At 73.9% G+C, this 21,884-nt stretch carries 26 protein-coding genes and 1 tRNA gene; 9 read left to right on the forward strand and 18 right to left on the reverse strand.

What is annotated here, in order from left to right; all coding sequences use genetic code 11:
- Positions 1–41: 41 nt before the first annotated feature.
- A complete protein-coding gene (locus AB0K51_RS19450; RefSeq protein WP_363456695.1) occupies positions 42–1,181 on the reverse strand; it encodes a DUF6596 domain-containing protein in 1,140 nt (379 codons plus the stop codon).
- Between the two features lie 7 nt (positions 1,182–1,188).
- Positions 1,189–1,596, reverse strand: a complete 408-nt coding sequence (locus tag AB0K51_RS19455) for a YciI family protein (RefSeq protein WP_363456697.1) — start codon at positions 1,594–1,596, stop codon at positions 1,189–1,191.
- A 162-nt stretch (positions 1,597–1,758) separates the two neighbouring features.
- On the opposite strand from AB0K51_RS19455, the gene AB0K51_RS19460 reads away from it, so the two are divergent.
- The gene (locus AB0K51_RS19460) at positions 1,759–2,571 is read left to right on the forward strand and encodes a TIGR02452 family protein (protein WP_363456700.1); all 813 of its coding nucleotides are present in this window, start codon (positions 1,759–1,761) and stop codon (positions 2,569–2,571) included.
- 66 nt (positions 2,572–2,637) lie between these two features.
- On the opposite strand, the gene AB0K51_RS19465 is transcribed toward AB0K51_RS19460, so the two are convergent.
- Positions 2,638–2,937, reverse strand: coding sequence for a hypothetical protein (locus AB0K51_RS19465; protein WP_363456702.1), 300 nt, complete (start codon positions 2,935–2,937; stop codon positions 2,638–2,640).
- Positions 2,938–3,106: 169 nt separating this feature from the next.
- Between AB0K51_RS19465 and AB0K51_RS19470 the strand changes: the two genes are divergently transcribed.
- On the forward strand, positions 3,107–4,252 hold the full coding sequence (locus AB0K51_RS19470) for a low temperature requirement protein A (RefSeq protein WP_363456705.1): 1,146 nt from the start codon (positions 3,107–3,109) through the stop codon (positions 4,250–4,252).
- Positions 4,253–4,346: 94 nt separating this feature from the next.
- On the opposite strand, the gene AB0K51_RS19475 is transcribed toward AB0K51_RS19470, so the two are convergent.
- Together AB0K51_RS19475 and AB0K51_RS19480 are read right to left on the reverse strand one after the other, a co-directional pair.
- Positions 4,347–5,048 (reverse strand): tyrosine-protein phosphatase, encoded by a 702-nt coding sequence (locus tag AB0K51_RS19475; RefSeq protein ID WP_363456708.1) that lies wholly within the window; start codon positions 5,046–5,048, stop codon positions 4,347–4,349.
- Between the two features lie 143 nt (positions 5,049–5,191).
- Complete coding sequence (locus tag AB0K51_RS19480) at positions 5,192–5,941, reverse strand: SDR family oxidoreductase (RefSeq protein WP_363456711.1); 750 nt, start codon at positions 5,939–5,941, stop codon at positions 5,192–5,194.
- A 137-nt stretch (positions 5,942–6,078) separates the two neighbouring features.
- Here AB0K51_RS19480 and AB0K51_RS19485 point away from each other — a divergent pair, with 137 nt between their 5' ends.
- On the forward strand, positions 6,079–6,693 hold the full coding sequence (locus tag AB0K51_RS19485; protein WP_363456713.1) for a transglutaminase domain-containing protein: 615 nt from the start codon (positions 6,079–6,081) through the stop codon (positions 6,691–6,693).
- Positions 6,694–6,756: 63 nt separating this feature from the next.
- Here AB0K51_RS19485 and AB0K51_RS19490 read toward each other — a convergent pair whose 3' ends face one another.
- Positions 6,757–7,947 carry a crosslink repair DNA glycosylase YcaQ family protein gene (locus AB0K51_RS19490; protein WP_363456716.1) on the reverse strand — a complete coding sequence of 397 codons (1,191 nt, stop codon included), beginning with the start codon at positions 7,945–7,947 and terminating at the stop codon, positions 6,757–6,759.
- A gap of 283 nt (positions 7,948–8,230) precedes the next feature.
- Here AB0K51_RS19490 and AB0K51_RS19495 point away from each other — a divergent pair, with 283 nt between their 5' ends.
- Together AB0K51_RS19495 and AB0K51_RS19500 are read left to right on the forward strand one after the other, a co-directional pair.
- Entirely contained in the window at positions 8,231–8,902 is a 672-nt protein-coding gene (locus AB0K51_RS19495) for a nucleotidyltransferase domain-containing protein (protein WP_363456719.1), read from the forward strand.
- A 145-nt stretch (positions 8,903–9,047) separates the two neighbouring features.
- Positions 9,048–9,123 (forward strand) — tRNA-Lys (locus AB0K51_RS19500).
- A 379-nt stretch (positions 9,124–9,502) separates the two neighbouring features.
- On the opposite strand, the gene AB0K51_RS19505 is transcribed toward AB0K51_RS19500, so the two are convergent.
- From AB0K51_RS19505 to AB0K51_RS19515, 3 genes are read right to left on the reverse strand one after another with little or no spacing between them, the layout of a single operon-like run.
- Positions 9,503–9,805, reverse strand: a complete 303-nt coding sequence (locus AB0K51_RS19505) for a hypothetical protein (RefSeq protein WP_363456722.1) — start codon at positions 9,803–9,805, stop codon at positions 9,503–9,505.
- Positions 9,802–10,035 (reverse strand): hypothetical protein, encoded by a 234-nt coding sequence (locus AB0K51_RS19510; protein ID WP_363456725.1) that lies wholly within the window; start codon positions 10,033–10,035, stop codon positions 9,802–9,804. The genes AB0K51_RS19505 and AB0K51_RS19510 overlap by 4 nt, the downstream gene beginning before the upstream one ends.
- Positions 10,036–10,091: 56 nt before the next feature.
- Positions 10,092–10,268, reverse strand: coding sequence for a hypothetical protein (locus AB0K51_RS19515; protein ID WP_363456728.1), 177 nt, complete (start codon positions 10,266–10,268; stop codon positions 10,092–10,094).
- Positions 10,269–10,479: 211 nt separating this feature from the next.
- On the opposite strand from AB0K51_RS19515, the gene AB0K51_RS19520 reads away from it, so the two are divergent.
- Entirely contained in the window at positions 10,480–11,904 is a 1,425-nt protein-coding gene (locus AB0K51_RS19520; RefSeq protein ID WP_363456731.1) for a hypothetical protein, read from the forward strand.
- On the opposite strand, the gene AB0K51_RS19525 is transcribed toward AB0K51_RS19520, so the two are convergent.
- The 3 genes from AB0K51_RS19525 to AB0K51_RS19535 form a co-directional block, all read right to left on the reverse strand.
- The gene (locus tag AB0K51_RS19525) at positions 11,901–12,431 is read right to left on the reverse strand and encodes an NUDIX domain-containing protein (protein ID WP_363456734.1); all 531 of its coding nucleotides are present in this window, start codon (positions 12,429–12,431) and stop codon (positions 11,901–11,903) included. The genes AB0K51_RS19520 and AB0K51_RS19525 overlap by 4 nt on opposite strands.
- Positions 12,432–12,529: 98 nt before the next feature.
- The gene (locus AB0K51_RS19530; protein WP_363456737.1) at positions 12,530–12,793 is read right to left on the reverse strand and encodes a hypothetical protein; all 264 of its coding nucleotides are present in this window, start codon (positions 12,791–12,793) and stop codon (positions 12,530–12,532) included.
- Positions 12,790–13,056, reverse strand: a complete 267-nt coding sequence (locus AB0K51_RS19535; RefSeq protein WP_363456739.1) for a hypothetical protein — start codon at positions 13,054–13,056, stop codon at positions 12,790–12,792. Before AB0K51_RS19535 ends, AB0K51_RS19530 begins: the two co-directional genes overlap by 4 nt.
- A gap of 261 nt (positions 13,057–13,317) precedes the next feature.
- Here AB0K51_RS19535 and AB0K51_RS19540 point away from each other — a divergent pair, with 261 nt between their 5' ends.
- A complete protein-coding gene (locus AB0K51_RS19540) occupies positions 13,318–13,827 on the forward strand; it encodes a carboxymuconolactone decarboxylase family protein (RefSeq protein WP_363456741.1) in 510 nt (169 codons plus the stop codon).
- Positions 13,828–13,834: 7 nt separating this feature from the next.
- Here the strand turns inward: AB0K51_RS19540 and AB0K51_RS19545 are convergent, their stop codons facing one another.
- From AB0K51_RS19545 to AB0K51_RS19570, 6 genes are all read right to left on the reverse strand, one after another.
- Positions 13,835–14,620, reverse strand: a complete 786-nt coding sequence (locus AB0K51_RS19545) for a hypothetical protein (RefSeq protein WP_363456744.1) — start codon at positions 14,618–14,620, stop codon at positions 13,835–13,837.
- Positions 14,617–15,033 carry a hypothetical protein gene (locus AB0K51_RS19550; RefSeq protein ID WP_363456747.1) on the reverse strand — a complete coding sequence of 139 codons (417 nt, stop codon included), beginning with the start codon at positions 15,031–15,033 and terminating at the stop codon, positions 14,617–14,619. Before AB0K51_RS19550 ends, AB0K51_RS19545 begins: the two co-directional genes overlap by 4 nt.
- A 274-nt stretch (positions 15,034–15,307) precedes the next feature.
- Entirely contained in the window at positions 15,308–16,684 is a 1,377-nt protein-coding gene (locus tag AB0K51_RS19555; RefSeq protein WP_363456750.1) for a carotenoid oxygenase family protein, read from the reverse strand.
- A gap of 86 nt (positions 16,685–16,770) precedes the next feature.
- Positions 16,771–17,211, reverse strand: coding sequence for an SRPBCC family protein (locus AB0K51_RS19560; protein WP_363456752.1), 441 nt, complete (start codon positions 17,209–17,211; stop codon positions 16,771–16,773).
- Positions 17,212–17,213: 2 nt separating this feature from the next.
- A complete protein-coding gene (locus AB0K51_RS19565) occupies positions 17,214–18,740 on the reverse strand; it encodes an MFS transporter (RefSeq protein ID WP_363456814.1) in 1,527 nt (508 codons plus the stop codon).
- A 114-nt stretch (positions 18,741–18,854) separates the two neighbouring features.
- Entirely contained in the window at positions 18,855–19,421 is a 567-nt protein-coding gene (locus tag AB0K51_RS19570; protein ID WP_363456755.1) for a TetR/AcrR family transcriptional regulator, read from the reverse strand.
- Between the two features lie 707 nt (positions 19,422–20,128).
- On the opposite strand from AB0K51_RS19570, the gene AB0K51_RS19575 reads away from it, so the two are divergent.
- Positions 20,129–21,085, forward strand: coding sequence for an ABC transporter ATP-binding protein (locus AB0K51_RS19575; RefSeq protein WP_363456758.1), 957 nt, complete (start codon positions 20,129–20,131; stop codon positions 21,083–21,085).
- The gene (locus AB0K51_RS19580; RefSeq protein WP_363456761.1) at positions 21,085–21,882 is read left to right on the forward strand and encodes an ABC transporter permease; all 798 of its coding nucleotides are present in this window, start codon (positions 21,085–21,087) and stop codon (positions 21,880–21,882) included. The genes AB0K51_RS19575 and AB0K51_RS19580 overlap by 1 nt, the downstream gene beginning before the upstream one ends.
- Positions 21,883–21,884 lie beyond the last annotated feature (2 nt).

Here is a 21,884-nt window from a genome sequence, read left to right on the forward strand (position 1 = left end):
CGACGGGCCCGCTCCACTTCGGTGGGGCGGGCCCGTCCGCGTTACCCGGCGGAGTGCAGCCGGGCGGCCTGGCGGGTCAGGTAGTCGCGTTCGGCGAGGTTGGGCGCACGGTGGGCGGCCTCCGCGTACAGCCGGGCGGCGGTGCCCCGGTCGCCGGCGCGTTCGTGCAGGTAGGCGGCTGCGGCGGTGTGCCGGGGCAGCGAGTCGTCGAGGGCGTCGAGGGCGGCCAGTCCGGCCTGCGGCCCGTCGGCCTCGCCGACCGCGACCGCGCGGTTGAGCCGGACCACCGGGCTGTCGGTGAACCGGCCCAGCTCGTCGTACCACTCGACGATCTGCACCCAGTCGGTCTCCTCGGCGGCGAACGCGTCCGCGTGCAGCGCGGCGATCGCGGCCTGGCACTGGTACTGGCCGAGCCGGTCCCGGGCGAGGGCCGCCTGCAGGACGGCGACGCCCTCGGCGATCATGCCGGTGTCCCAGCGGGTCCGGTCCTGCTCGGCGAGCGGCACCAGCGCGCCGTCGGACGCCGTGCGGGAGGCCCGGCGGGCGTGGTGCAGCAGCATCAGGGCGAGCAGGCCCGCCACCTCGGGGTGGTCGATCGCGCCGGCCAGCTGCCGGGTCAGCCGGATCGCCTCGGCGGACAGGTCGACGTCCCCGGAGTAGCCCTCGTTGAAGACCAGGTAGAGCACCCGCAGCACGGTGGCGACGTCCCCGGGCCGGTCGAAGCGCGCCGCCGAGACCGTCCGCTTGGCCCGGCTGATCCGCTGCGCCATGGTCGCCTCCGGGACCAGGTACGCGGCGGCGATCTGACGCGTGGTCAGTCCGCCCGCCGCGCGCAGGGTGAGAGCGACCGCGGCGGGCGGGGTCAGCGACGGGTGGGCGCACAGGAAGTACAGCCAGAGCGTGTCGTCCACCGAGGACACCGGCCCGGGGAGCGGCTGCTCGTCGACCAGGTCCTCGCGCCGGCGGCGGGCGGTGTCCGAGCGGGCCGCGTCCAGGAACTTGCGCCAGGCCACCGTGACCAGCCAGCCCTTGGGGTCGCGCGGCGGGTCGGCGGGCCACACCCGGACCGCCTCGACCAGGGCGTCCTGGACGGCGTCCTCGGCCGCCGCGAAGTCGGCTCCGCGGCGGACGAGGACGGCGAGCACGCCCGGGGTGAGGCTCCGCAGCAGGGCCTCGTCCATGGTGGGGCTACTCCGTGACGCCGGGGTGCTCGGACATGAACGGGCGCAGCTCCAGCCACTCGTGGATCGGCTTGCCGTCCTTCCCGGGCGCGGCGGAGAGCTCGGCGGCGAGGTCGAGGGCGCGCTGGTAGCTGTCGACGTCGATCACCATCCAGCCGGCGATCAGGTCCTTGGTCTCGGCGAACGGCCCGTCGGTGACCGGCGGGCGGCCCTCGCCGTCGAACTGGACCCAGGTGCCCTCCGGGGCGAGCGCCTGGGCGTCGACGAACTCTCCGGTCTGCTCCAGCTTGGCCGCGAAGTCACGCATGTACTGGACGTGCGCGGAGATCTCCGCCGGCGTCCACTGGTCCATCGGCACGAAGCCGGCCGGGGCCGGGGCGCCGCGGTAGTGCTTCAGCAGCAGGTACTTGGCCATGGTCTCTCCTCGGTGCGGTGCGACCCATTGTGGTCGCCTTCACCCCGGGGACGGAGCAGCGCGCGGGTTCTCGACAACGCCGCCGAAGATTTTTCCCGGGCGGCCGGTGCGTCGGTGAAATGCGGTGGTGGCGGGTCGCCGGGCCCGGTTACGGTCCGGGGCATGAGCAGCAGGCAGCGCGAGGTCGCCGCGCAGAACGAGGAGATCGCCGACCGCGGCGGCTACCGGAGCGACGCCGGGGTGGCGGTGGAGATCGCCGAGCAGCTGGCCGCGGCCCGGGCCGGGACGGTGTCCTACCCGCCGGAGGCCGACTTCGGGCCCGGGAGCGGACGGTTCGCCGGGACGGTCGAGGTGACCGCGGAGGGCAGCATGCAGGCGGCCCGGCGGCTGGTGGAGGCCGGCGGGCCGGGCGTCGCGGTGCTGAACTTCGCCTCGGCGCGCAACCCCGGCGGCGGGTACCTGCGCGGCGCGAAGGCGCAGGAGGAGGACCTCTGCCGCAGCGCCCTGCTGTACCGCTGCCTGCTGGAGGCCCCCGACTACTACGAGGCGCACCGGGCCTCCACCGACCTGCACTACAGCCACCGGGTGATCTGGTCGCCGGACGTGCCGGTGATCCGGGACGACCACGGCAGGCTGCTGGACCGCCCCCACCGGGTCGGCTTCCTCACCTCGCCGGCGCCCAACGCGGGCCAGTTGGCGCTGCGTTCGCCCGCCGCGCCGCCGGACGTCCGCGGGGTGCTGGCCGAGCGCGCCGAACGCGTCCTCGCGGTGGCCGCCCGGCACGAGGTCCGCACCCTGGTGCTCGGGGCCTGGGGCTGCGGGGTCTTCCGCAACGACCCGGCCGAGGTGGCCGAGGCCTTCGCGCACGCCCTGGACCGCCGGGGCGCGGCGTTCGAGCGGGTGGTGTTCGCGGTGTGGGACCGCACGCCGGTGTCGGCGAACCGGGCCGCGTTCGAGGCACGCTTCGGCTCCTGACGCTGCGTCAGCCAGCGGTCCGCCGGCTCTCCGGGCGGTCGGTTCGTGGGCCGGCCGGTTGTCCGGTCAGTCGCGGGTGGCGAGGGCGGAGGCTGCGGCGACCACGCCGGTGACGGTGAGGACGGCCGGCCAGGCGCCGATCTTCTTCGCCAGCGGGTGCGAGCCGCCGAACGCGGCCAGGTACAGCGCGGTCAGGCCGGCCGCGGCGGGGGTGCCGGAACGGCGCTGCCAGCGCACCGCGGCGGTGGTCCCGGCGGCGGCCAGCACCGCGCCGCCGAGTTCGCGGCGACCGCTGAACCGGGCGGTGGCGTAGCCGCCGAGCAGTCCGACGGCGGCGACGGCGGTGGTGGCGGGGAAACGGGCCATGGGATCGACTCCTCACAGGGTGGGGTGCACGGGACGGGGTGTCCGGAGTGGGGCACGGAATGCTTGGGGGGTGGGGCGGGTGGAGCGGCTGCCGGAACGGTTCGTCCACGGTAACGGTGCTAACGAGCCGCCCCGCGGGGCGGTGGCGGGCGACTGCGATACTCGGGCCGTGACGTACCGAGAGGTTGCGCAGGCGGGGGACGCCGAGGCGGTGCAGGCGGGGGAGAACGAGCTGCGGGCCAGCCCGTTGGAGCTCTTCTTCGACCTGGTCTTCGTGTTCGTGATCACCCAGCTCACCGGGAGTCTCTCCCACCACCTCACACCCGGCGGCCTCGCCCGGGTGCTGGTGATGCTGGCCGTGATCTGGTGGATGTACGACGCCTTCATCTGGGTCGCCAACGCGCTGCCACCGCGCACCCACCCGCGGCGCGGGCTGATGCTGCTCGGCATGGTCGGCTTCCTGGTGATCGCGCTCAGCGTGCCGCGCGCCTTCGAGGGCGCCGGCGAGGTCTTCGGCTGGGCCTACCTGCTGGTGGTCGCCGTGCACACCGGGATGTTCGCCACCGCCGGGGTGCGGCCCGGCGCGGTGGCCCGGATGGGCGGGCTCAACCTGGCCATCGCCGTGCTGGTGATCATCGGCGGCCATCTCCAGGGCGGGGCGGAACTCCTGCTCTGGACCGCCGCGTTCGGCATCCAGCTGGCCAACCCGTACCTGGTCGACCTACCCCGGTTCCGGCTGCGCGCCGACCACTTCGTGGAACGCCACGGCCTGGTGGTGATCATCGCCTTCGGCGAGTCCGTGATCGCCATCGGCGTGGGCGTCGGCGACACCGAGCTCACCCCGCTGCTGGTGGGCACCGCGCTGCTCGCCCTCGCGGTCTGCGTCGGCCTCTGGTGGGCGTACTTCGGCGCCGACGACGACGAGCGCGCGGCGGCGGCGATGGCTGCCCTCGACGACGCGCGGCGCAACCAACTCGCCGTCCGCGTCTACAACCTGGGCCACTACGCCCTCCTGCTCGGGGTCATCCTGCTGGCCACCGGCGCCAAGTCCGCCACCGCCCACCCCGGCGCCCCGCTGCACCTCCCCGAAGCCCTCGCCCTGGCCGGCGGCACCGCCCTCTTCCTGCTCGCCAACACCGCCATCCGCCGCACCTTTGCCCTGACCCCCCATCACACCCGTCTGCTCGCCGCCGCCCTCGTCCTCGCCGCGGTCCCGCTCGGCACCCAGCTCTCCGCCGTCGCGCAACTCCTCGCCACCGCCGCCATCCTGGCCGCGGCCTTCGCGGCGGAGGAGCGCCGGACGTCCGCTTCCTGACGCTCCGTCGGGTCCCTTCGGCGGGTCCCTTCGGCGGGTCGCTCTGGCGGGTCGCTCTGGCGGGTCGCTCTGGCGGGTCGCTCTGGCGGGTCGCTCAGGCGGGCCCGAGGGTGCGGAGGGTGGTGAGTTCCTCCTCGGTGGTGCCGTGGGCGAGGAGGTAGGACTCGAGCGAGCCGTGGAGGTCCTGGATGCGGGTGAGGGCGGAGTGGAGATGATCGGCGGCGACGGGGCGGGAGAGGCGTTCGACACCGGCCTCGTCGGTGTACGGGATCGGGCCGCCGTCGAGGCCGAGGCCGGTGTTGGAGCGGACGAAGTCCTCGGTGATCCGGGCGGCGGGGAGGCCGGCCAGGGACTGCAGGACGGCGATGGTCAGGCCGGTGCGGTCCTTGCCGACGGCGCAGTGGACGACCACGGGCCCGCCGGCGGCGAGGGCGCGGACGGCGCCGGCGATGGCCACGCCGCCGACCTCGGCCATGAACGGGTAGAGCGCGGCCTGGTCCTCCGGCCATGCCCGGTCGGTGGTGGCCGGGTCGGGCAGCAGCGGCAGGTGGCGGTAGTCGACGTCCAGGCCGTGGAGCCGGTCCGGCCAGTGGTCGAGCTCGACGGAGCTGCGCAGGTCGACGACGGTACGGACGCCGAGCTCCTTGAGTTTGGCGGCACCCTCCTCGGTGAGCCGGTTCAGGGTCGCCGACCGGTAGAGCAGCCCGGGGCGGAACACCCCCGCTCCGGCGTCGCGGAAGTTCGGCACGTCGGGGATGGCGAGGAAGGGCGCGGCGTCCAGCTCTCTGTCGGTCATGCGGGCAACGGTAGGCGCGCGGCGGGCCCGCGCGCCCCCGCGTTGACCGAACCGGTACCGCCGGATTCCGTGATGTTCACGCCGGCGTGGGTTTCGACGGAGCCCGGCGCCGTGGGACTCGGACGAGCCCGGGCGTCGTGGCGTCAGCGTCCGCCCGCGACGTCCAGGAAGGAGCCGGTGACGTACGAGGCGCCGGGGGAGAGCAGGTAGAGGATGGCCTCCGCGACCTCCTCGGGCTGCCCGCCGCGCTGCATCGGCAGGTGGGGGGCGACCCGGTCGACCCGGCCGGGCTCGCCGCCGAGCGCGTGGATGCCGGTGTGGATCAGCCCCGGCCGCACCGCGTTGACCCGGATGCCCTCGGCGGCGACCTCCAGCGACAGGCCGCGGGTCATCGAGTCCAGCGCGCCCTTGGACGCCGCGTAGTCGACGTACTCGTTCGGCGAGCCGAGCCGGGACGCCGCCGAGCCGACGTTGACGATCGCCCCGCCGCGCCCGCCGTACCGGGTGGACATCCGGCGCACCGCCGCCGCCGCGCACAGGAACGGGCCGGTGATGTTCGCGGCCCAGATCCGGTTCAGCCGGTCCTCGTCGAGCTGGTCCAGCCGGCTCTGCTTCTCCAGCGTGCCCGCGTTGTTCACCAGCGCGGTCACCGGCCCGAGTTCGCGCTCCGCGGTGTCGAACAGCCGCTCCACCTCGGCGGTGGTGGTGACGTCCGCGCGGACCGCCACCGCGGTGCCGCCCGCCGCCCGGATCCGTTCCACCACCGCGTCCGCCGCGCCTTGGTCGGCCCGGTAGTTGACGCACACCCGGTAGCCGCGCTCCGCCGCCAGCACCGCGGTGGCCGCCCCGATGCCGTGTCCGCCGCCGGTGACCACGAGTACCTCGTCGGTCATGCCTGCTCCTTCCGGTGAGGCCGGTCCCCTGTCGGGGCAGCACCTCCGTTGAGGTACGACCGACCGTAGTCGATGCCGTGGTCCACGGGGCGAAATGCCTTTGCAGTCGACCCGTCCGCCCGCGCAGCATCGGCGCCATGGACCAACCCGCCTCCCCGCACGGGCCGCTGAGCCCCGACCACGCCGACCCGGCCGCGTACCTCGCCGCCGACGAGGTGGTCGACCACCACCACCCGCTGATCCGCGAACGGGCCGCCGCGCTGCGGCGCTCCGACCCGGAGGCCACCGCCGAGGCGGTGTTCACCTACGTCCGGGACGAGATCGACCACTCCGCCGACATCGGTGAGTGGAGCGCCGCGTACCGGGCCTCGGACGTGCTCGCCGCGGGCAACGCGATCTGCCACGGCAAGGCCCACCTGCTGGCCGCGCTGCTGCGCGCCAACGGCATCCCCACCGGCCTCTGCTACCAGAAGCTGGAGGTGCTGCACGGCCTCAACGCCGTGTACTGGCCGGAGAGTTCGTCCTGGGTGCGACTGGACGCCCGGGGCAACCGGAACGGCGCCGACGGCCGCTTCGCGGTCCGCCCCGCCGACGAGCAGCCCGCCTGGGCGAACGACCCCGCCCTCGGAGAGCACCACTACGGCACCGTCTACGCCGCGGTGCCGCCCGAGCTGCTGGCCGGCCTCGCCACCGGCCGCCCGGGAACCGCCGGGTTCGACCACCTGCCGCTGGAACTCCCGGACGCGAGCTAGCACGGGGACCGGCGGGACATCAGGCGTCTGCGGGCGGGCCGTCACGTGGTGGCCGACGATGCGTCAGGTGTCGGCCGCCGCGCGGAGGGCGGCGAGCTTCGGGGCGCGGCTCTTCGGCGAGTCCAGGCTGAAGCCGCGGGCGTCGCCGAGCTCGTCGCGGACGAACGCCTCGGTCCGCTCGATCGCCTCCTGCAGCGCGGCGTCCTTCGGTACGAACAACTGGTGCACCAGCTCGCGCTGTTCGGGGTCGTACTCCCAGAAGCCGATGATCCGCCCGCGGTCCACCACCAGGTGGGTCTGCGGGTCGGCCTCGCCGCCGAAGCTCCGCCCGGTCCGGGACGCCGGGACCGGGCGGCCGGCGTCGAGTGCGTCGACCAGCCTGGACAGGTCGCGGTGCAGCAGGTGCAACCCGTCGATACCGGCCAGCAGCGCGTACGAGGGCTCGGTCGGGATGGTGAACTGCTGGAACTCGTCCAGCAGTTCGGCGGGCATCAGCAAGTCGGTGCCCGGCAGCTCGACCAGTTCCAGGGGCGTCAGTGCGGCTTTGGCGGTGGCCGCAGTGAAGCCCGAGAACCAGCGGAAGTGCTTCACCGAGGCGGGCGCCGCCCAGGCGAAGTACCGCTCCGCCAGCTCCGCCGCCGAACCGTGCACCGGCTGCTCCCAGCGCACGTAACCGTAACGCTGCTGGTCCAGGCGGCCGTTGACCGGCACTCGGCGGATCAGCCCGCGAGCCTGCAGCAGGCCCAGCGCCAGCGGCAGGGTGGTCGACAGTCCGCGCTTGCGTCCCGGCTCCCCGAGCGAACGGGCGGTCGGGCCCGCTCCGGCGCGAATCGCCGATGGATCCAACGGCTGTTCGTCGTCCAGGAGTTGGCGCACGGTCAGGCAGAGCTGCTCCACCTCGTCCCGGGTCACTCCCAGATGCTTGGCCGCCGCGGTGAGCTCCGCCTCCGGCGCACCTGCGCCCGCGGCCAGGCCCAGCGCGAAGTCCCGCGCCGGCAGCACGTACGTACAGCCCCGGGCGGAGGGCAGCTCGTGCACCTCCAGTGCCGCCACCGCCGCGTCCACCGCCGCCCGCCCCAGGCCCGCCCGGGCGAACAGCCCCAGGTACGGCGCCGCCCCGCCCACCGACCGGGCCCACCCCGTCGCCGCCAACACCTCGGCCGCGGACGCCCCCACGCGTCGGCCGCCGTCCAACCACTGCCGCTGCGCCCACCAGGCCCGCAGCTTCGCCGCTGGGATCTCGCCGTTCGCCATGCGCCCAGTATCCGGCGGCGGCGGGCACCCGGCCGGTAGCGGCGGCCCCGGGCCGTGTCGGGAGCGTGGGCGAGGGGGGCGGGCGGACGGGGGCGACGGGGGGCGGAAATCGTTCGCGTGTCCGGGTGCGGAGCGGTCAGACTGCCGGAACCGAATCCAGGCCCGTCAAGGGCCGTCGAGGGTCGCCGCGGGCCGTCGCGGGTCGTTGCGGCCGCGCGAGGCCCGTGACGCCCGTGACGCCCGTGACGCCCGCGAGGGCCCGTCCGTTGGGAGGCGACCACCCGTGCACGTCCTGCTCTCCGGCATCGTCGGCTCCACCGCGTACGGCCTCGCCCACGCGGGCTCCGACCTCGACCGGCTCGGCCTGTTCGCCGCACCCACCGTCGCCTTCCACGGCCTGCACCGGCCCACCGAGTCGCACGTCACCACCGCGCCCGACCGCACCCTGCACGAGGCCGCCAAGTGGTGCCGCCTCGCGCTCGGCGGCAACCCGACCGCCGCCGAACTGGCCTGGCTGCCCGAGGAGTTGTACGAAGTCCGGACGCCGCTCGGCGAGGAGCTGATCGCCATCCGGAGCAGCTTCCTGAGCGCGGGCGCGGTCCGCAACTCCTATCTCGGCTACGCCGGCCAGCAGTTCCGCAAGCTCACCGCCCGGGACACCGCCGACCCGCGGGGCCGGGCCAAGGCCGCGAAGAACGCCCGCCACCTGGTCCGGCTGGTCCGCCAGGGCGTCCACCTCCACGAGACCGGCCGCCTGGAGATCCGGCTGCCCGACCCGGACGGCGTCCGCGAGCTCGGCGAACGCTACGCGGAACACCCGCAGGAGGCCGCCGCGCTGCTCGCCGACGCCGAACACCGCCTCGCCCGCCCCGGCGTCCTCCCCGACGCCCCCGACGAACGCCCGGTCGAGGACTGGCTCCGCCGCGTCCGCGCCGCCCACCTCCCAACCGCCTGACCTGCGACCCGACCTGGTCCCTGACCCACCGTCGACACCTCGCCGAGCCCGCGACCCGCCCCGGCAATCCGCTGGCCATCCGCCACGGGTCACCAGGTAGGATCACCCCGGCAGGCGCTGTCCCACCGGACAACCGCCGGCCACCGGGCCGCTAGCTCAATTGGCAGAGCTGCGGACTTTTAATCCGTAGGTTCAGGGTTCGAACCCCTGGCGGCCCACCACAGTAAGACGGCCCCTCATCAGCTACTTGAGCCTGATGAGGGGCCGTCTTCATTCGAACGCCGGTGGTGTGCGTCGGCCCGACCGCTTGAAGGGCAGCCGGGCCGATGAGGTCGCGCTGGTGGAGCGGAGGTTCGGACGGCGTCGGGGCTGCAGCCCTCGATCCGTTCGGTTCGCATGGTATCGAACTAGTGTATGAGTCGCCTTGAGCTAGGCGGCCGGTGCGTCGAAGGTGCGACGGTCGGGCGTCCGGCCGGCAGCCTGGGTGGTTCCGGATCGACTCCGCGTACCGGTTGATCGAGGCGACCAGCTCGCCCCGGGCGTACTGCCCGCACCGCACACAGAACCCGGACGCCTGAATTGGCGGCGCCTGCGGTGCCTTCACACCGGCCACCCGGGCGGGAGTTCCCGACTGGAACACATTGGCTCAGCGATCACGGCCACGACGTTGCTCAACGTGTCGGTGTCGCTGCTGGCGCTGATCGCCAACCTGCCAGCAGCCTGCGTGAGCTGGAGGATGGCGGCGTGGTCGGATGGCGAGTTCGGGTCGGCCATGGCCATCAGGTAGTAGCACCGGCAGCGCATCTGCCGTATCGCCACGTCGAACCCAGTGCCGCGCACGTACTGGCATGCGGCGTCCAGCACGACCTCGCGGTATGCCGCCGTGGCGATGGTGGACGTCACGCGCCCGCCTGACGTGAGATCACCACGGCGTGCGTTCGCCCCTCGATCACCACGGAGTACGTCACACTTGGCCGTCGGTCGAACAGCAGGGTGACGGTCTCCGCAGCGTCCTCGCCGCAGAGGAGAGACTGGTACGCGTCGTACTGGCCACTGCCCATCGGCAGCGCCCGCAGGGCATCCCACAGCACTCTGAGTGCGGCGGGCAGCGTGGGGAACTCGCGGGGCTCCATGATCCCAGTGATCCCCACGGTGACCGCTGGGCGCGTTGGTGCCGCAGAGACCCGGCTCACGCCGACCGCCAGGTCGTGGCGGCGGTGAGGTAGTCGTCGTAGCAGTCGGTGGTGTTCGGGTTACGGTCCCGGCCAGTTCCGGACACGCAGCGCCCGCACGTGCCGCACGGCCGGTGCCGCGGCTCCTCGCCCGGCAGGGGGGCGAGGCAGGGGTGCTCTCTGGTCTCGGCCATGGGTTCCTCCTTGCGAGCTGACCGCATCGCGATCAGGTTCGACCAGGACTGCGGGGCAGGCAATGACGGTCCCGTCATGACAACCGCGGGTTCTCACGGTGTGGTGATGATGCTTCAGCAGGGTTCTCACCGTCAGCCCGTGAAGGCGGCCATGCGTGCCAGCCCCCGGCGCTACCGTGGTGTCACCGCCACTACCGCTGCAGGAGTGAGCATGAGCCCGTCGGCCCGGAGCACAGCCGCCCAGTTACGTGCGACCGCCGAGACGGAGGGCTGGACGGCGTGGGACCTCGCGTCCCGGATCGCCCAGGCTGCCGACGTGTCGCTCACCCAGGCTCACCGGCTCGCCCGCGGCTGGACTCTCGTCCAGGCAGCGGCGGCATATCGTGCGGCCCGTGGCCCCGTGACGGTGCAGCAGCTCTCCAGTTGGGAGACTGGCGCGGTCCGCCCCGGAGACTCCCACCTCGACGGACTGTGCGAGCTGTACCAGACCCGTCCCGACCGACTCGGGTTCGGGCGGGACTACACCCCAGCCGGCCAGCAAGGCGTCGCCCATAACACGGCGCCGCTCGCTGGACGCATCGCACAACGCGGGCATCAGGCGCCTGCCGAGCAGCGGGCGATACTGCACGGCCTGCTCGACGGGCTCGGGGTGACCCTGTCGGGACAGGTTCTCGACACCCTCGCTGCCGCCCGGCATGGCATGTCCGAAACCCTCGCCGACGGGCTGGCCGAGACCACCATCGACCAGTGGGAGCGGTCGGCCGCCGAGCACGGCCAGTCGTACCAGGTCGTCCCCCCGGGGCAGATGCTCGGTGGCGCAGTGCTCGACTTCGTCGAGGTGCAGCAGTTCCTGACGCACCGGCAGCCTGCCGATCGGCGTAGTCGCCTCTGCCACGTGGCCGCCCAGCTCGCTGGCGCGGCCGGGATGGCGCTTGTAGCGCTCGGCGCGCACCGCGAGGCGAGGGAGTGGTTCCGGTGCGCGCAGCTCGCTGCGGAGGAGACGGGCGACCGCGCGCTGCGAGCGTGGCTGCTGGCCCGCGAGGCGGTCATCCCCTTCTACTACGGCAGCCCAGCGGCATCTGCCCAGCTCGCGGAGCGGGCCCGCCTGGTGGCCGGATCCACGGCTTGCGCGACCGCCGCGTGGGCGCCGGCCCTGGAGGCACGGTCGCTGGCCCGGCTGGGCCGCGCCGACGACGCACGCGCGGCCATGGCGCTCGCCGAGCGCGCCTTCGAGCGCCTCGACGACCGGCACACCAGCGACCTCGCCTATGGCTACACCGCCCGCCAACTCCGCTGGCACATCGGCAGCATGCACACCGCTCTCGGCGACACCCGGCGCGCCCAGCTCGCCCTCGACGAGGCCCTGGCCATGTACTCCCCAGCCGAGCGGCTCGACCGGGCGCTGATCGCGCTCGACCAGGCAGCCGGCCTGATCGGCGTCGGCGAGATCAGCACCGGCGCGCAGGTCGGCACGATGGCGCTGGACTCCCTGCCCGCCGAGCACCGGACGGGCATCGTCCTGGCCCGCGCCCGGGAGGTCGCCGCCAACGTGCCGATGCGCGGCGTCCGGAGTCCGATGGTGGCCGGACTGCGGGAGATGATCGAGGAGTCGGAGTTCCTGGCGCTCCCCGGCTAGGGTCGGCGGGCCAGTACCTGCAGCAGCCCGGTGACGGCGACGCCGGCCACGATCTCGCGCCGGTCGATCATGTCCTGGATCCGCTCGAGCGGGATCCACTCGATCCGGTCGGCCTCGTGGGTGTCGACGGGCGGGGCGATGAACTCGGCGCTGCGGGCCAGGAAGACGTGGTGCTCGGCGTTGCTCATCCCGCCGATGGGCTGGTTATAGGCGAGCGGTTTGACTGCGGTGACGCGCCAGCCGGTCTCCTCCTCGACCTCCCGGGCGGCTGCCGCGGCCAAGGTCTCCCCGCCCTCGACGATGCCTGACGGGATCTCCCAGTTCCAGGTGTCGGTAGCGAAGCGGTGGCGCCACATCATCAGCACCTCGTCGCGGTTGTTGAGCACCACGGTGGCAGCGACCGGCGCGAACCGGACCAGATGGTGCTCGTAGCGCGGCTGGCCCGGAGGTTCGACGTCGACCAGCTCCAAGTTCACCCAAGGGCTGGTGTAGATGGGGCGGCTACCGTACACGGTCCACTCGCTCATACCCGTGATCATCCCACGGGCATTGTCCGGTACGGCCGTTGACCCCGGACAGGACGAAGCGCCCCGCCCGTCGACCGAAGCCGAGGGGCGGGGCGTGTTCAGTGCTGAATCAGAGTGATCGCGGCGAGGACCAGCGCGGCCAGGCCCGTCAACGCGCCGAGGGCCGGCAGCGGCAAGTGGTTGCGCTCCGGCCCGTCCACCCGCTTGTCCAGGTCCGCGACCCGCGCGTCGGTCTGGTCCGCGCGCTGCAGCAGCAGGTTCAACTGCCCGTCCGTGTGGGCGAATCCCACGTCCACGCTCCTACGCAGCTCGGCGAGCTCCAGGGCGACCGAGACGCCGCCATCCTGCGGTGGGGACGTCACGTGGCCTCCGGCGGGAGCGGTGGGACCGGCTCGATCAGCGGCAGCGACGCCTTGGCCGGCGCGGCCCGCAGCCAGGCCCGCAGCCAGGACGGCAGCCAGCCGGCCACCAGCGGCAGCGCGAGCAGCCGGGTAACGGAACCGGAGACCGCGAGCACGACACCCAGGCCCGGCACGGTGTCCCGGATCCCGGCACTGTGCACGAGCAGCGGCATGCCCTCGGCGGCACCGACCACGACCGCGAAGACGGTACGGACGACGCGCAAGTCGAGTCCTTCATGGTCAGGTCCCCTTCGGCAGCGCGGCGCCGAGCGCGGCCCGGGCGCCAGCCGCCGCGGCGGCGTCCAGCTGGGCCTGGGTATCCGAACGCGTGCTCGCCGGATGTGGGTGCGCCGAGCGCGGGTCCCCCGGATGCGTGTGCGGCGAGCGGGGGCCGCGGCATGCGGTCGGCGGCGCGTGTCACATTCGGTGGCTGGGCGGGGTCAGTGCGGTGAGAGCGAGGAACGCACCCGAGAGAGGGATGACCCATGAACACTGTTTCCACCCAGAGCGTCGAGGCCCAGGAACTCCGGTCGCGGATGTCGGACCCGGTGGCGCAGGTGCCGGAGCTGGAGGAGCTGTCGGGCTGGCTGTTCCGGGCGACGGGGAACCGGTCGGTGCCGCGTACGACGATCGCGCTGATGCACCTGCGGGCCGGTCAACTCGTCGAGAGCACCTACCTGGTGATGCTGAACGCCGGGATGCTGCGGAAGGCGGGGGAGACCGAGGAGCGGATCACCGCGGTGGCGTCCTGGCGGACGGCACCGTACTTCACTCCTGCGGAGCGGGTGGCGCTCGCGCTGGTCGAGGCGGTGCTGACGCCGAGTCAGCGCGGCGAGCGTGTCCCGGACGAGCTGTACGCCGAGGCGGCCGCGCTCTACGACCCGAAGGCGCTCACCACGCTGGTGCTCGCGATCGGGCAGGTGAACTTCTTCGTCCCGCTCGCGCTGATCGGCAAGCCGGTGCCGGGGGTGAAGCCGTCCGAGCAGTGGACCTGAGCCGGGCTCAGGTGTCGGCGGGACGGGTGAGGGCGCCGCACGTCTGACCGAGCTGGGCGGCGTCGGCGTCGATCTTCGCGAGCCGGACGGACGGGTCGCCGCGTAGTTGGTCGCCGCGCAGTTGGCCGAGGTCGTCGGACAGGTCGGCGATCAGTCGGTAGAGGGCGGCCGAGGCAATCGGGAGCAGGCGGTCGAGCTCGACGACGGCCCGGTCGGCCGCGTCCGCCCGGCTGTCCGGGGTGCCGTCGGCGGTTCGGTGGAAGGCGGCCAGGGACTGCGTGGCCTGGTCGCAGACCAGGCGGACCGACGGTGTGCGGGACGGAGTCGGCGAGGGCTCGGGCGTCGGCGTCGCGGGTCGCGGGTTGCCGGTGTGGGGAGGGGAGGTGGGGTTGGCGGGCATCGTCGTGGCGCCCGGGGGCGGTGACGAGGACGGCGAGATGCTGACGGCCACGAAGACCAGGACGACGCTGACCAGGCCGGCCGCGGCGGCGACGAAACCCGGCCAGGCCCGGGCGGTGCGGCCGGGGACAGCGATGGCCCCCGCCCCGACGCTGCTCCGGAGCCGCTGCGGCGGTGACGCCAGGACGGGCGGCGCCGTGGCGGCGCGGCGCGGGGCGGTCGCGGCGAGCGGTGCGGCCGCGTCGGTGGCCGGGGCGGTGGCCGGGGCGTCGATGAGCGAGGCCAGGTAGCGGCGCCACCAGGGGAGTTCGCGGCTGAGACGGTGCCCGGTCGGCGTGGGCGGCTGTGGGGTGCGGGTGAGGAGGGAGCCGAGGTAGCGGTTGCCGAAGGTCACGGGCCGACCTCCCCGGTCGGGCTGCCGGCGGGGAGCGGGGCCAGCGGGCGGTCGTCCGGGGGATTCGGCGGGGGCGGCTCGGTGCCACCGACGATGTTCTGCAGGCTGGTGGCGGTGCCGAGTTGGCGCAGCAGCGCGGGCGCCGAGGCTCCGGCGGCGACGGCGGCGTACAGGCCGCTGATCTGGGAGTGCAGCAGCCAGCCGCCGAGTGCGCCGAGGGCGATGCGGCTGAGCGCGGCGGCGACGTCCGCGGACGGGTCGATGAAGTTCCGCAGTGGCGGCACCCGGCGGCGGGGGTGTTCGCGGGCGCGGTGCCGTGCGGCCTGCCAGGCCAGCAGGCGGCCGTTGGTGACCACCAGTTCGACCAGCGCGCCGCCCACAGCCCCGTACCCCGCCGCCGCCAACCAGTTCAACTCTGCCTCTCCCCGAGCAAGTTGAATGCGTGCAGACAGCATCCAACACCGGCCGACCCGCTTTCAAGCGCGGGACCCGGGCCGGATGGGAAGGGGAAGAGGGCGGCCAGGCGGAGAGTGCCGGCGAGGGCGAGGGCGAGGGCGAGGGCGAGGGCGAGGGCGAGGGCGAGAGCGGGGGCGAAGGCGAAGGCGAGGGCCGGACAGAGGCCCGGTGCGGGGCGTGTCGCGGCCCCGGTGGAGCGGGTGCTCCACCGGGGCCGGCCGTAGCGAGCGCCTAGTTGCCCAGGGCGGTGTCGGGGATCCAGGAGCCGTGGATGCCGGCGGTGACCCGGCGGGGCAGGTGGACGGTGGCGACGGTGGCGAGGTCGGCGGCGTCCAGGACCAGGAGCTGGGAGGCGTCCTGCTTGAGGTCGGAGACGACGGTGAGCAGGTAGCCGTCGTCCTCGCGGGTGGCGCCGTCGGCGGGGACGAAGACCGCCTCGCTGGGCATCCGGGCGTCGCCGACGGGGGAGAGCAGGCGCTCGCCGGTGGTGCGGTCGTACTTGACCAGGCCGTAGCCACCCTGGCCGTGCTGGTCGGGGAAGGAGACGGCGTAGAGGTAGCGGTGCTCGGCGCCGAGGAGGTCCTCGTTGAAGGTGGGGAACTCGATCGCCAGGTCGTCGACGATCTCCTCGCGGACCCGGCCGGCTGCCAGGTCGATCACCCAGCGGCGGTTCAGGGAACGGGTGTTGGGCTCGCTGCCGCGGTCCGGCGCGCCGACCCACCAGTTCCAGGAGAGGCGGAAGCCCTCGCGGTCGACGGTCGGACCCTCCAGCACGATCCGGCCGGCCGCGTCCTCGTAGGCGTTGGCGGTGTGCAGCATGCTGCCGGGGGCGATCGGGAACCAGCGGACCTGCTCGGCGCCGCGCGGGCCGCGCGGCATGACGCCGATCCGGGCGGGCTGCCCGTCCTGCCAGGAGTACGGAATGCCGGAGTGCTCGGCCGGGTCGAAGGTGACGTTGCCCTCGACGAAGACCACGTGGTTGCGGGTCAGCGCGAAGTCGTGCTTGAGCGCGGCACTCGCCCCCGGTACCTCGATCGCCTCGGTGATCCGGCCGCTCGGGTCGGCGACGTAGTACATCAGGTACGGCGGGAAGGGCGAGGAGCCGAAGAAGTGCAGCTCCCCGGTGACCGGGTCGGTCTTCGGGTGGGCGGTCATCGCGGTGCGCAGCCGGCCGCCGAAGTCGTAGGCGCCGACGGTGTCCAGCTCGGCGGTCAGCTCGAACGGGAGGTTGGCCTCGCAGAGGGCGAGCAGCTTCCCGCCGTGCTCGATGACGTGGGTGCCGGCGGAGGAGGCGGTGAGGTCCGGGCCGTGCTCGGTGAGGTAGGGCGCACCGTCCAGCGCGGGCGTCTGCACCCAGCGGTTGCGGTACCACTCGGCGCGGCCCTCGCGCAGCCGGATGCCGTGCACCATGCCGCTGCCCTTGAACCAGTGGGACGGGGTGACGCCGGCCTTCGGGTTGTGGCTGTTGCGGATCAGCCGGCCGGTCAGCTCGGTCGGCAGGGTGCCCTCGACGGGGAGCGAGGTGGCGGTGATCTCGTCGACGGCGGGCTCGTAGTGGCCGATCAGGTAGGGCTTGGCGGAGTCGGCGAACGTCGTGGCGGTGGTCATGGCGGTGTCTCCTAGGCAGCTGAGTGGCGGGTGGGCGAGGCGGGGGGTGAGAGGACGAGCCGGGGGTGAGAGGACGAGTCGGCGGGTCAGGCGGACCGCTCGGCGCGGGACTTGAGGGTGGCGAGCCATGCGGTCAGCGAGTCGTGCAGCGCGGCGCGCAGCGGCTCGGTGGCGGCCTCGACCGGCGCGCCGGCCCAGGACTCCTCGGTGCGGACCAGCACCCCGTCGCCGTGGCGCTCGAAGCTCCAGACGTGGACTCCGTCGATGCCGGAGGCCGGTCCGCCCCAGACGATCCGCTCGCCGGGGACGAGTTCCTGGACGGTGGAGGTGATGTCCAGGCCGTGGGTGTGCCAGCGGAAGGAGGCGCCGGTCGCCAGCGGGCCGTCGAGGGTGGCGCTGTCGATGTCGGCGAGCCAGTCGGCCCAGTGGTCGATGTCGGTGTGCAGGTTCCACACCCGCTCGATCGGGGCGTCGATCTCGATGGCGAGCAGGACGACGACGGGGGCGGTCGGGTCGATGGTGATCATGGCTACAGGCCTTTCCTGACGGCGGGCTGACGGGTGATCAGGGTCGGGGCGGTGCGCAGGCGGCAGGTGAGGGCGCCGGCCAGGCCGGCGGTCGCGGCGAGGACGGCGGCGGAGACGGCGAAGGCGGTGCGGTAGCCGGCCGTCAGGGCCTCGGGCAGCGGCTGGTGGGCGGCGTGGGCGGTGGCGGCCCCGGCCAGGGTGGCGAGCACGGCGAGGCCGAGGGTGCCGCCCAACTGGCGGGTGGTGTTGGCCAGTCCGCCGGCCAGTCCGGCGTCGCGGGCCGGGACGCCGGCCACCGAGAGGGCGGTGAGCTGGACGAACGCGGTGCTCAGGCCGAGTCCGATCAGCAGCATCGGGCCGAGCAGGTCGGCGGCGTAGCTGCCGTGGGCGTCCAGCCGGGAGAGCCAGAGCAGTCCGGTGGCCGCGGCGAGCAGCGCGCCGAGCAGGGTGGCCCGGTCGCCGATCCGGGCGGCGAGCCGTGGGGCGGCCGCCGAGCCGAGCATCATCGTGATGGCGAGCGGAAGTTGGCCGAGGCCGGTGAGCAGTGGTCCGGCGCCGAGCACCTGCTGCTGGTAGAGCGGCAGGAAGTAGAAGAGGGCGATCCACACCGAGCCGAGCAGGGCGGTCAGCAGGTTGCCGACGGCGACGGTGCCGCTCCGCAGCAGCCGGGGCGGCAGCAGCGGGTCGGGGTGGCGGCGCTCGATCCGGGCGAACAGGCCGGTCAGCAGCGCGGCGACGGCGAGGCCGGTCAGGACGGGGGTGCTGGTCCAGCCGCTGGTGCGGGCGGTGGTCAGGGCCCAGACCAGGGCGGTGAGGGCGAGGGTGACGGTGGCGGCACCGGCGAGGTCGAAGCGGGCGGGAGGGGAGGGGAGAGCGGGGGTGGGTGAGGAGGGGGGAGTGGGAGCGGGAGGGGGGAGGTGAGCGGGGGAAGGCGTGGAGGAGGGTGAGGTTCCGTCGGTGCGCAGCGCGCTCGGGGTGGCCGGGACGAGCAGGGCGGTGGCGGTGAAGGCGAGGGCGGCGGCGAGCGCGGTGAGGTGGAAGATCCACGGCCAGCCCCAGCTCTGGGCGACGGCTCCGCCGAGCAGGACGCCGGCCGCTCCGCCCGCTCCGGAGACGGCGCCCCAGACGGCGAGGGCGCGGCCGCGGTCAGGACCTGGCGGGTGCAGGTCGAGGAGTAGGGCGAGTGCGGCGGGGGCGATGGCGGCGGCGCCGAGGCCCTGGAGGGCGCGGGCGGCGATCAGTGGGGTCGCGCCGTTCGCGAGGCCGGCGGTGAGCGAGGCGAGGGCGAAGAGGGCAAGTCCGGCGAGCAGCACCCGGCGGCGGCCGAGCCGGTCGGCGAGCCGGCCGCCGGGCAGCAGGAGCGCGCCGAAGGCCAGGCCGTAGGCGTTGACCACCCAGGTCGGGCCGGTGCCGGTGAGGGCGGTGGCGGCGGCGATGTCGGGGAGTGCGACGTTCACGTTGGAGGTGGCGAGCAGGACGGTGAACTGCCCGGCGGCGAGGGCCGCGAGGGCGGGTCCGGGGCGGCGCATGCGGGTCACGGCTACTCCTTCCGAGTGCAGGTTAGTGTGGTTGACCACTCACTCTCTGGGCCGAAAGAACGGCGAGGCGTGGAGCCCCGCCGGCAAGCGAAGGGTGTCGGTGCGTCAGTAGTGCGTGATGCCCGCGGCGAGCGTGCGGGTCCACGGGGCGTCCACCTCGTCCACGCCGATCGACACGATCAGGTGGCACAGCATGCCCAGCGCGAAGAACTGCTGGACCTCCTGCTCGGTGCCGCCGGAGGCCCCGCGTACGTACTCCACCAGCCGGGCGTAGCCCTGCTGGGCGGCGGCCCGGACGGCCGGCTCGGAGACCGCGGCGGCCTGGGCGTGCAACTGGATCAGCATCAGGTCGTTGTTGCTGATCAGCCGGGCGTACGCGTCGCCCATGGCGTCCAGGACCACCTGGGCGGAGCTGCCGCGGGCGTCGGCGGCGGCCTGTTCCAGGGCGGCCCGGACCTGGACGAAGCAGTGCTCGACCACGGCGGTGAACAGCTGCTCCTTGCTGGGGAAGAGCCGGTAGACGTAGGCCTGGGAGATGCCCGCCGCCTTGGCCACCTCGGTGGTGGTGGTGCCCCAGTAGCCGCGGGCGGCGAAGGCGCCGATTGCGGTGCGGAGCACCGTCTCGCGGCGTTCCTCGGCGGTGGAGAGCTGGCGGGGGCGTTCCGTCTTCATGTGAGTACTCAACCACTCACACTTTTGAGTGTCAAGCGGGATTGGCAGACGGGTCGGTGCCGGGGGTGGGGTTGGCGAACGGGGCGGCGCGCCGGGGCGTGGGTGGCGGACGGGGCGGCGAGCCGGAGGCGGGGATGGCAGACGGGGCGGCGAGCCGGAGGCGGGGATGGCAGACGGGCTGGTGTCGCGGGTGGGGTTGGCGGACGGGGCGGCACGCCGGGGCGGGGTTGGCGGAGGGGCGGTGCGCCGAGGCGGGGTTGGCGGAGGGGCGGTGCGCCGGGGCGGGGTTGGCGGAGGGTCGGTGCGCCGGGGCGGGGTTGGCGGAGGGGGCGGCGCGCCGGGGGCGGGGATGGCAGACGGGCTGGTGTCGCGGGTGGGGTTGGCGGACGGGGCGGCACGCCGGGGCGGGGATTGCGGAGGGTCGGTGCGCCGAGGCGGGGTTGGCGGAGGGGGCGGCGCGCCGGGGCGGGTCGGTGTGGCCAGCGTGCCGGGGCGGGGTGGTGTGCGGGTTGGTGCCGGGGGCGGGGTTGGCGGAGGGTCGGCGCGCCGGGTGGGTGGTGTGCGGGTCGGTGCCGGGGCTGGGGTTGGTGGAGGGGCCGCCGCAGGCGGGATAGCGGGTGGATAGCCGAGTCGGTTCGGGCCGATAGCCGGGGGTCGGAGAGTGGTTCCCGGAAGGCGACCTCCGCCGGAACGTGAGGACTCGGAAGATGATCGATTACCAGAGCCGTACGGCGTCGAGGGAGACGGCGTCTCCCCTCGCCGCTGAACTGACCAGTGTCGTCAAGCGGTTCACCAACGCCAAGGGCGAGCCGTTCACGGCCGTCAACGGGCTGGACCTGCGGATCCGGCGGGGCGAGGTGGTGGCGTTCCTCGGCCCGAACGGTGCCGGCAAGACCACCACCATCGACATGCTGCTCGGGCTGACCCGGCCCGACGAGGGTGAGGTGCGGCTGTTCGGGCAGGAGCCCGAGCAGGCGGTGCGGGCCGGCCGGGTGGCCGCGGTGCTGCAGACCGGCGGGCTGCTGCCCGACCTGACGGTCGAGGCGACCATGCACATGCTGGGCTCGCTGCACCCGGGCGCCGACCCGGAGCGCTGCATGGCCCGGGCGAACATCACCGAGCTGCGCAGCCGCCGGGTGGCGGCCTGCTCCGGCGGTGAGCAGCAGCGGCTGCGGTTCGCGCTGGCGCTGCTGTCCCGCCCCGACTTCCTGGTGCTGGACGAGCCGACCGCCGGCATGGACGTGGTGGCCCGCCGGGACTTCTGGGCGGCCGTCCGGGAGGACGCGGCCCGCGGCATGACCGTCATGTTCGCCACCCACTACATGGAGGAGGCGGACCAGTTCGCCGACCGGGTGGTGCTGATCGACCGAGGTTCGGTGGTCGCCGACGGCTCGGCCTCCGCGATCCGCGCCGCGACCAGCGGCCGTACCGTCTCCGCGGTGCTCAGCCCGTACGAGGCCGGCGTGGTCTCCCGGACGCCCGGGGTGCGCTCCAGCAGCGTCCGCGGTGAGCGCACGTACTTCACCTGCACCGACTCGGACGCGCTGCTGCGGGTGCTGGTCGGCGAGACCGCCGCGACGGACATCGAGGTGGCCCCGCGCAGCCTCGAAGAGGCCTTCATGGCCATCACCGAGCACCGCCGTACCGTTTCGAAGGAGATCTGATGGCCGCCGTCACGGCGCCCGCCGCCCGCACCCGCACCTCCGCCTTCAACGGCGTGAACCCGACGTTCGTCCGCTACGAGCTGCGCCGCCGGTTCAACCGGCAGACCACCATCTTCACGGTGCTGCTGCCCGCGGTGCTCTACCTGGCCCTGTTCCGCACCGCCCCGTCCGGCGGGGCGAGCCTGCCGCACGGCAACTTCGCCGCCTGGATGATGATCGGTCAGGCGGTGTACGGCGCGGCCACCGCGGCGGTCAGCTCGGCCGCCACCATCTCGGTGGAGAAGTCGGTCGGCTGGATGCGCACCATCGCGATGAGCCCGCTCACCCCGCCCGGCTACCTGCTGGTCAAGGTGGTCTGCTCGGTGCTGATGGCCGGCGTGCCGGTCGCCATCGTCGGGGTGCTGGGCGCCCTGACGGGGGCTCAGGCCGACACCAACGTCTGGGTGGTCTCGCTGCTGGTCGCCTGGGTCGGGGCCGCGGTCTTCGCCGCGCTCGGCATCGGGATGGGCCTGGCGATGAAGCCCGACGTGGTGATGCACATGCCCGGCCTGACCATGACCGCGCTGGCCTTCCTCGGCAACCTGTTCATCCCGCTCACCGGGACCATGCTCGAGGTCTCCCGCTACACCCCGATGTACGGCGTGGCCACCCTGGCCCGCTACCCGCTGAACGACGGCTTCTCCTTCCACGGGGAGCACTCCAGCGTCACCGGCGCGGTCTTCAACCTGCTGGCCTGGTTCGCCGGCTTCTCCTTCCTGGCGATCCGCCGCTTCCGCAAGTCCACCGGCCGCCCGTAACC

The organism is Kitasatospora sp. NPDC049285 (assembly GCF_040678815.1).
Lineage (GTDB): Bacteria > Actinomycetota > Actinomycetes > Streptomycetales > Streptomycetaceae > Kitasatospora.

Bases quoted from the DNA above. Each gene is read 5' to 3' on its own strand.
- AB0K51_RS19510 (WP_363456725.1), bottom strand. From the start codon at position 10,035: ATGGAGCCCCGCGAGTTCCCCACGCTGCCCGCCGCACTCAGAGTGCTG.
- AB0K51_RS19490 (WP_363456716.1), bottom strand. From the start codon at position 7,947: ATGGCGAACGGCGAGATCCCAGCGGCGAAGCTGCGGGCCTGGTGGGCG.
- AB0K51_RS19570 (WP_363456755.1), bottom strand. From the start codon at position 19,421: ATGAAGACGGAACGCCCCCGCCAGCTCTCCACCGCCGAGGAACGCCGC.
- AB0K51_RS19460 (WP_363456700.1), top strand. From the start codon at position 1,759: ATGAGCAGCAGGCAGCGCGAGGTCGCCGCGCAGAACGAGGAGATCGCC.
- AB0K51_RS19565 (WP_363456814.1), bottom strand. From the start codon at position 18,740: ATGCGCCGCCCCGGACCCGCCCTCGCGGCCCTCGCCGCCGGGCAGTTC.
- AB0K51_RS19540 (WP_363456741.1), top strand. From the start codon at position 13,318: ATGAACACTGTTTCCACCCAGAGCGTCGAGGCCCAGGAACTCCGGTCG.
- AB0K51_RS19485 (WP_363456713.1), top strand. From the start codon at position 6,079: ATGGACCAACCCGCCTCCCCGCACGGGCCGCTGAGCCCCGACCACGCC.
- AB0K51_RS19580 (WP_363456761.1), top strand. From the start codon at position 21,085: ATGGCCGCCGTCACGGCGCCCGCCGCCCGCACCCGCACCTCCGCCTTC.
- AB0K51_RS19555 (WP_363456750.1), bottom strand. From the start codon at position 16,684: ATGACCACCGCCACGACGTTCGCCGACTCCGCCAAGCCCTACCTGATC.
- AB0K51_RS19525 (WP_363456734.1), bottom strand. From the start codon at position 12,431: ATGAGCGAGTGGACCGTGTACGGTAGCCGCCCCATCTACACCAGCCCT.
- AB0K51_RS19475 (WP_363456708.1), bottom strand. From the start codon at position 5,048: ATGACCGACAGAGAGCTGGACGCCGCGCCCTTCCTCGCCATCCCCGAC.
- AB0K51_RS19520 (WP_363456731.1), top strand. From the start codon at position 10,480: ATGAGCCCGTCGGCCCGGAGCACAGCCGCCCAGTTACGTGCGACCGCC.
- AB0K51_RS19480 (WP_363456711.1), bottom strand. From the start codon at position 5,941: ATGACCGACGAGGTACTCGTGGTCACCGGCGGCGGACACGGCATCGGG.
- AB0K51_RS19575 (WP_363456758.1), top strand. From the start codon at position 20,129: ATGATCGATTACCAGAGCCGTACGGCGTCGAGGGAGACGGCGTCTCCC.
- AB0K51_RS19450 (WP_363456695.1), bottom strand. From the start codon at position 1,181: ATGGACGAGGCCCTGCTGCGGAGCCTCACCCCGGGCGTGCTCGCCGTC.
- AB0K51_RS19465 (WP_363456702.1), bottom strand. From the start codon at position 2,937: ATGGCCCGTTTCCCCGCCACCACCGCCGTCGCCGCCGTCGGACTGCTC.
- AB0K51_RS19515 (WP_363456728.1), bottom strand. From the start codon at position 10,268: ATGGCCGAGACCAGAGAGCACCCCTGCCTCGCCCCCCTGCCGGGCGAG.
- AB0K51_RS19455 (WP_363456697.1), bottom strand. From the start codon at position 1,596: ATGGCCAAGTACCTGCTGCTGAAGCACTACCGCGGCGCCCCGGCCCCG.
- AB0K51_RS19560 (WP_363456752.1), bottom strand. From the start codon at position 17,211: ATGATCACCATCGACCCGACCGCCCCCGTCGTCGTCCTGCTCGCCATC.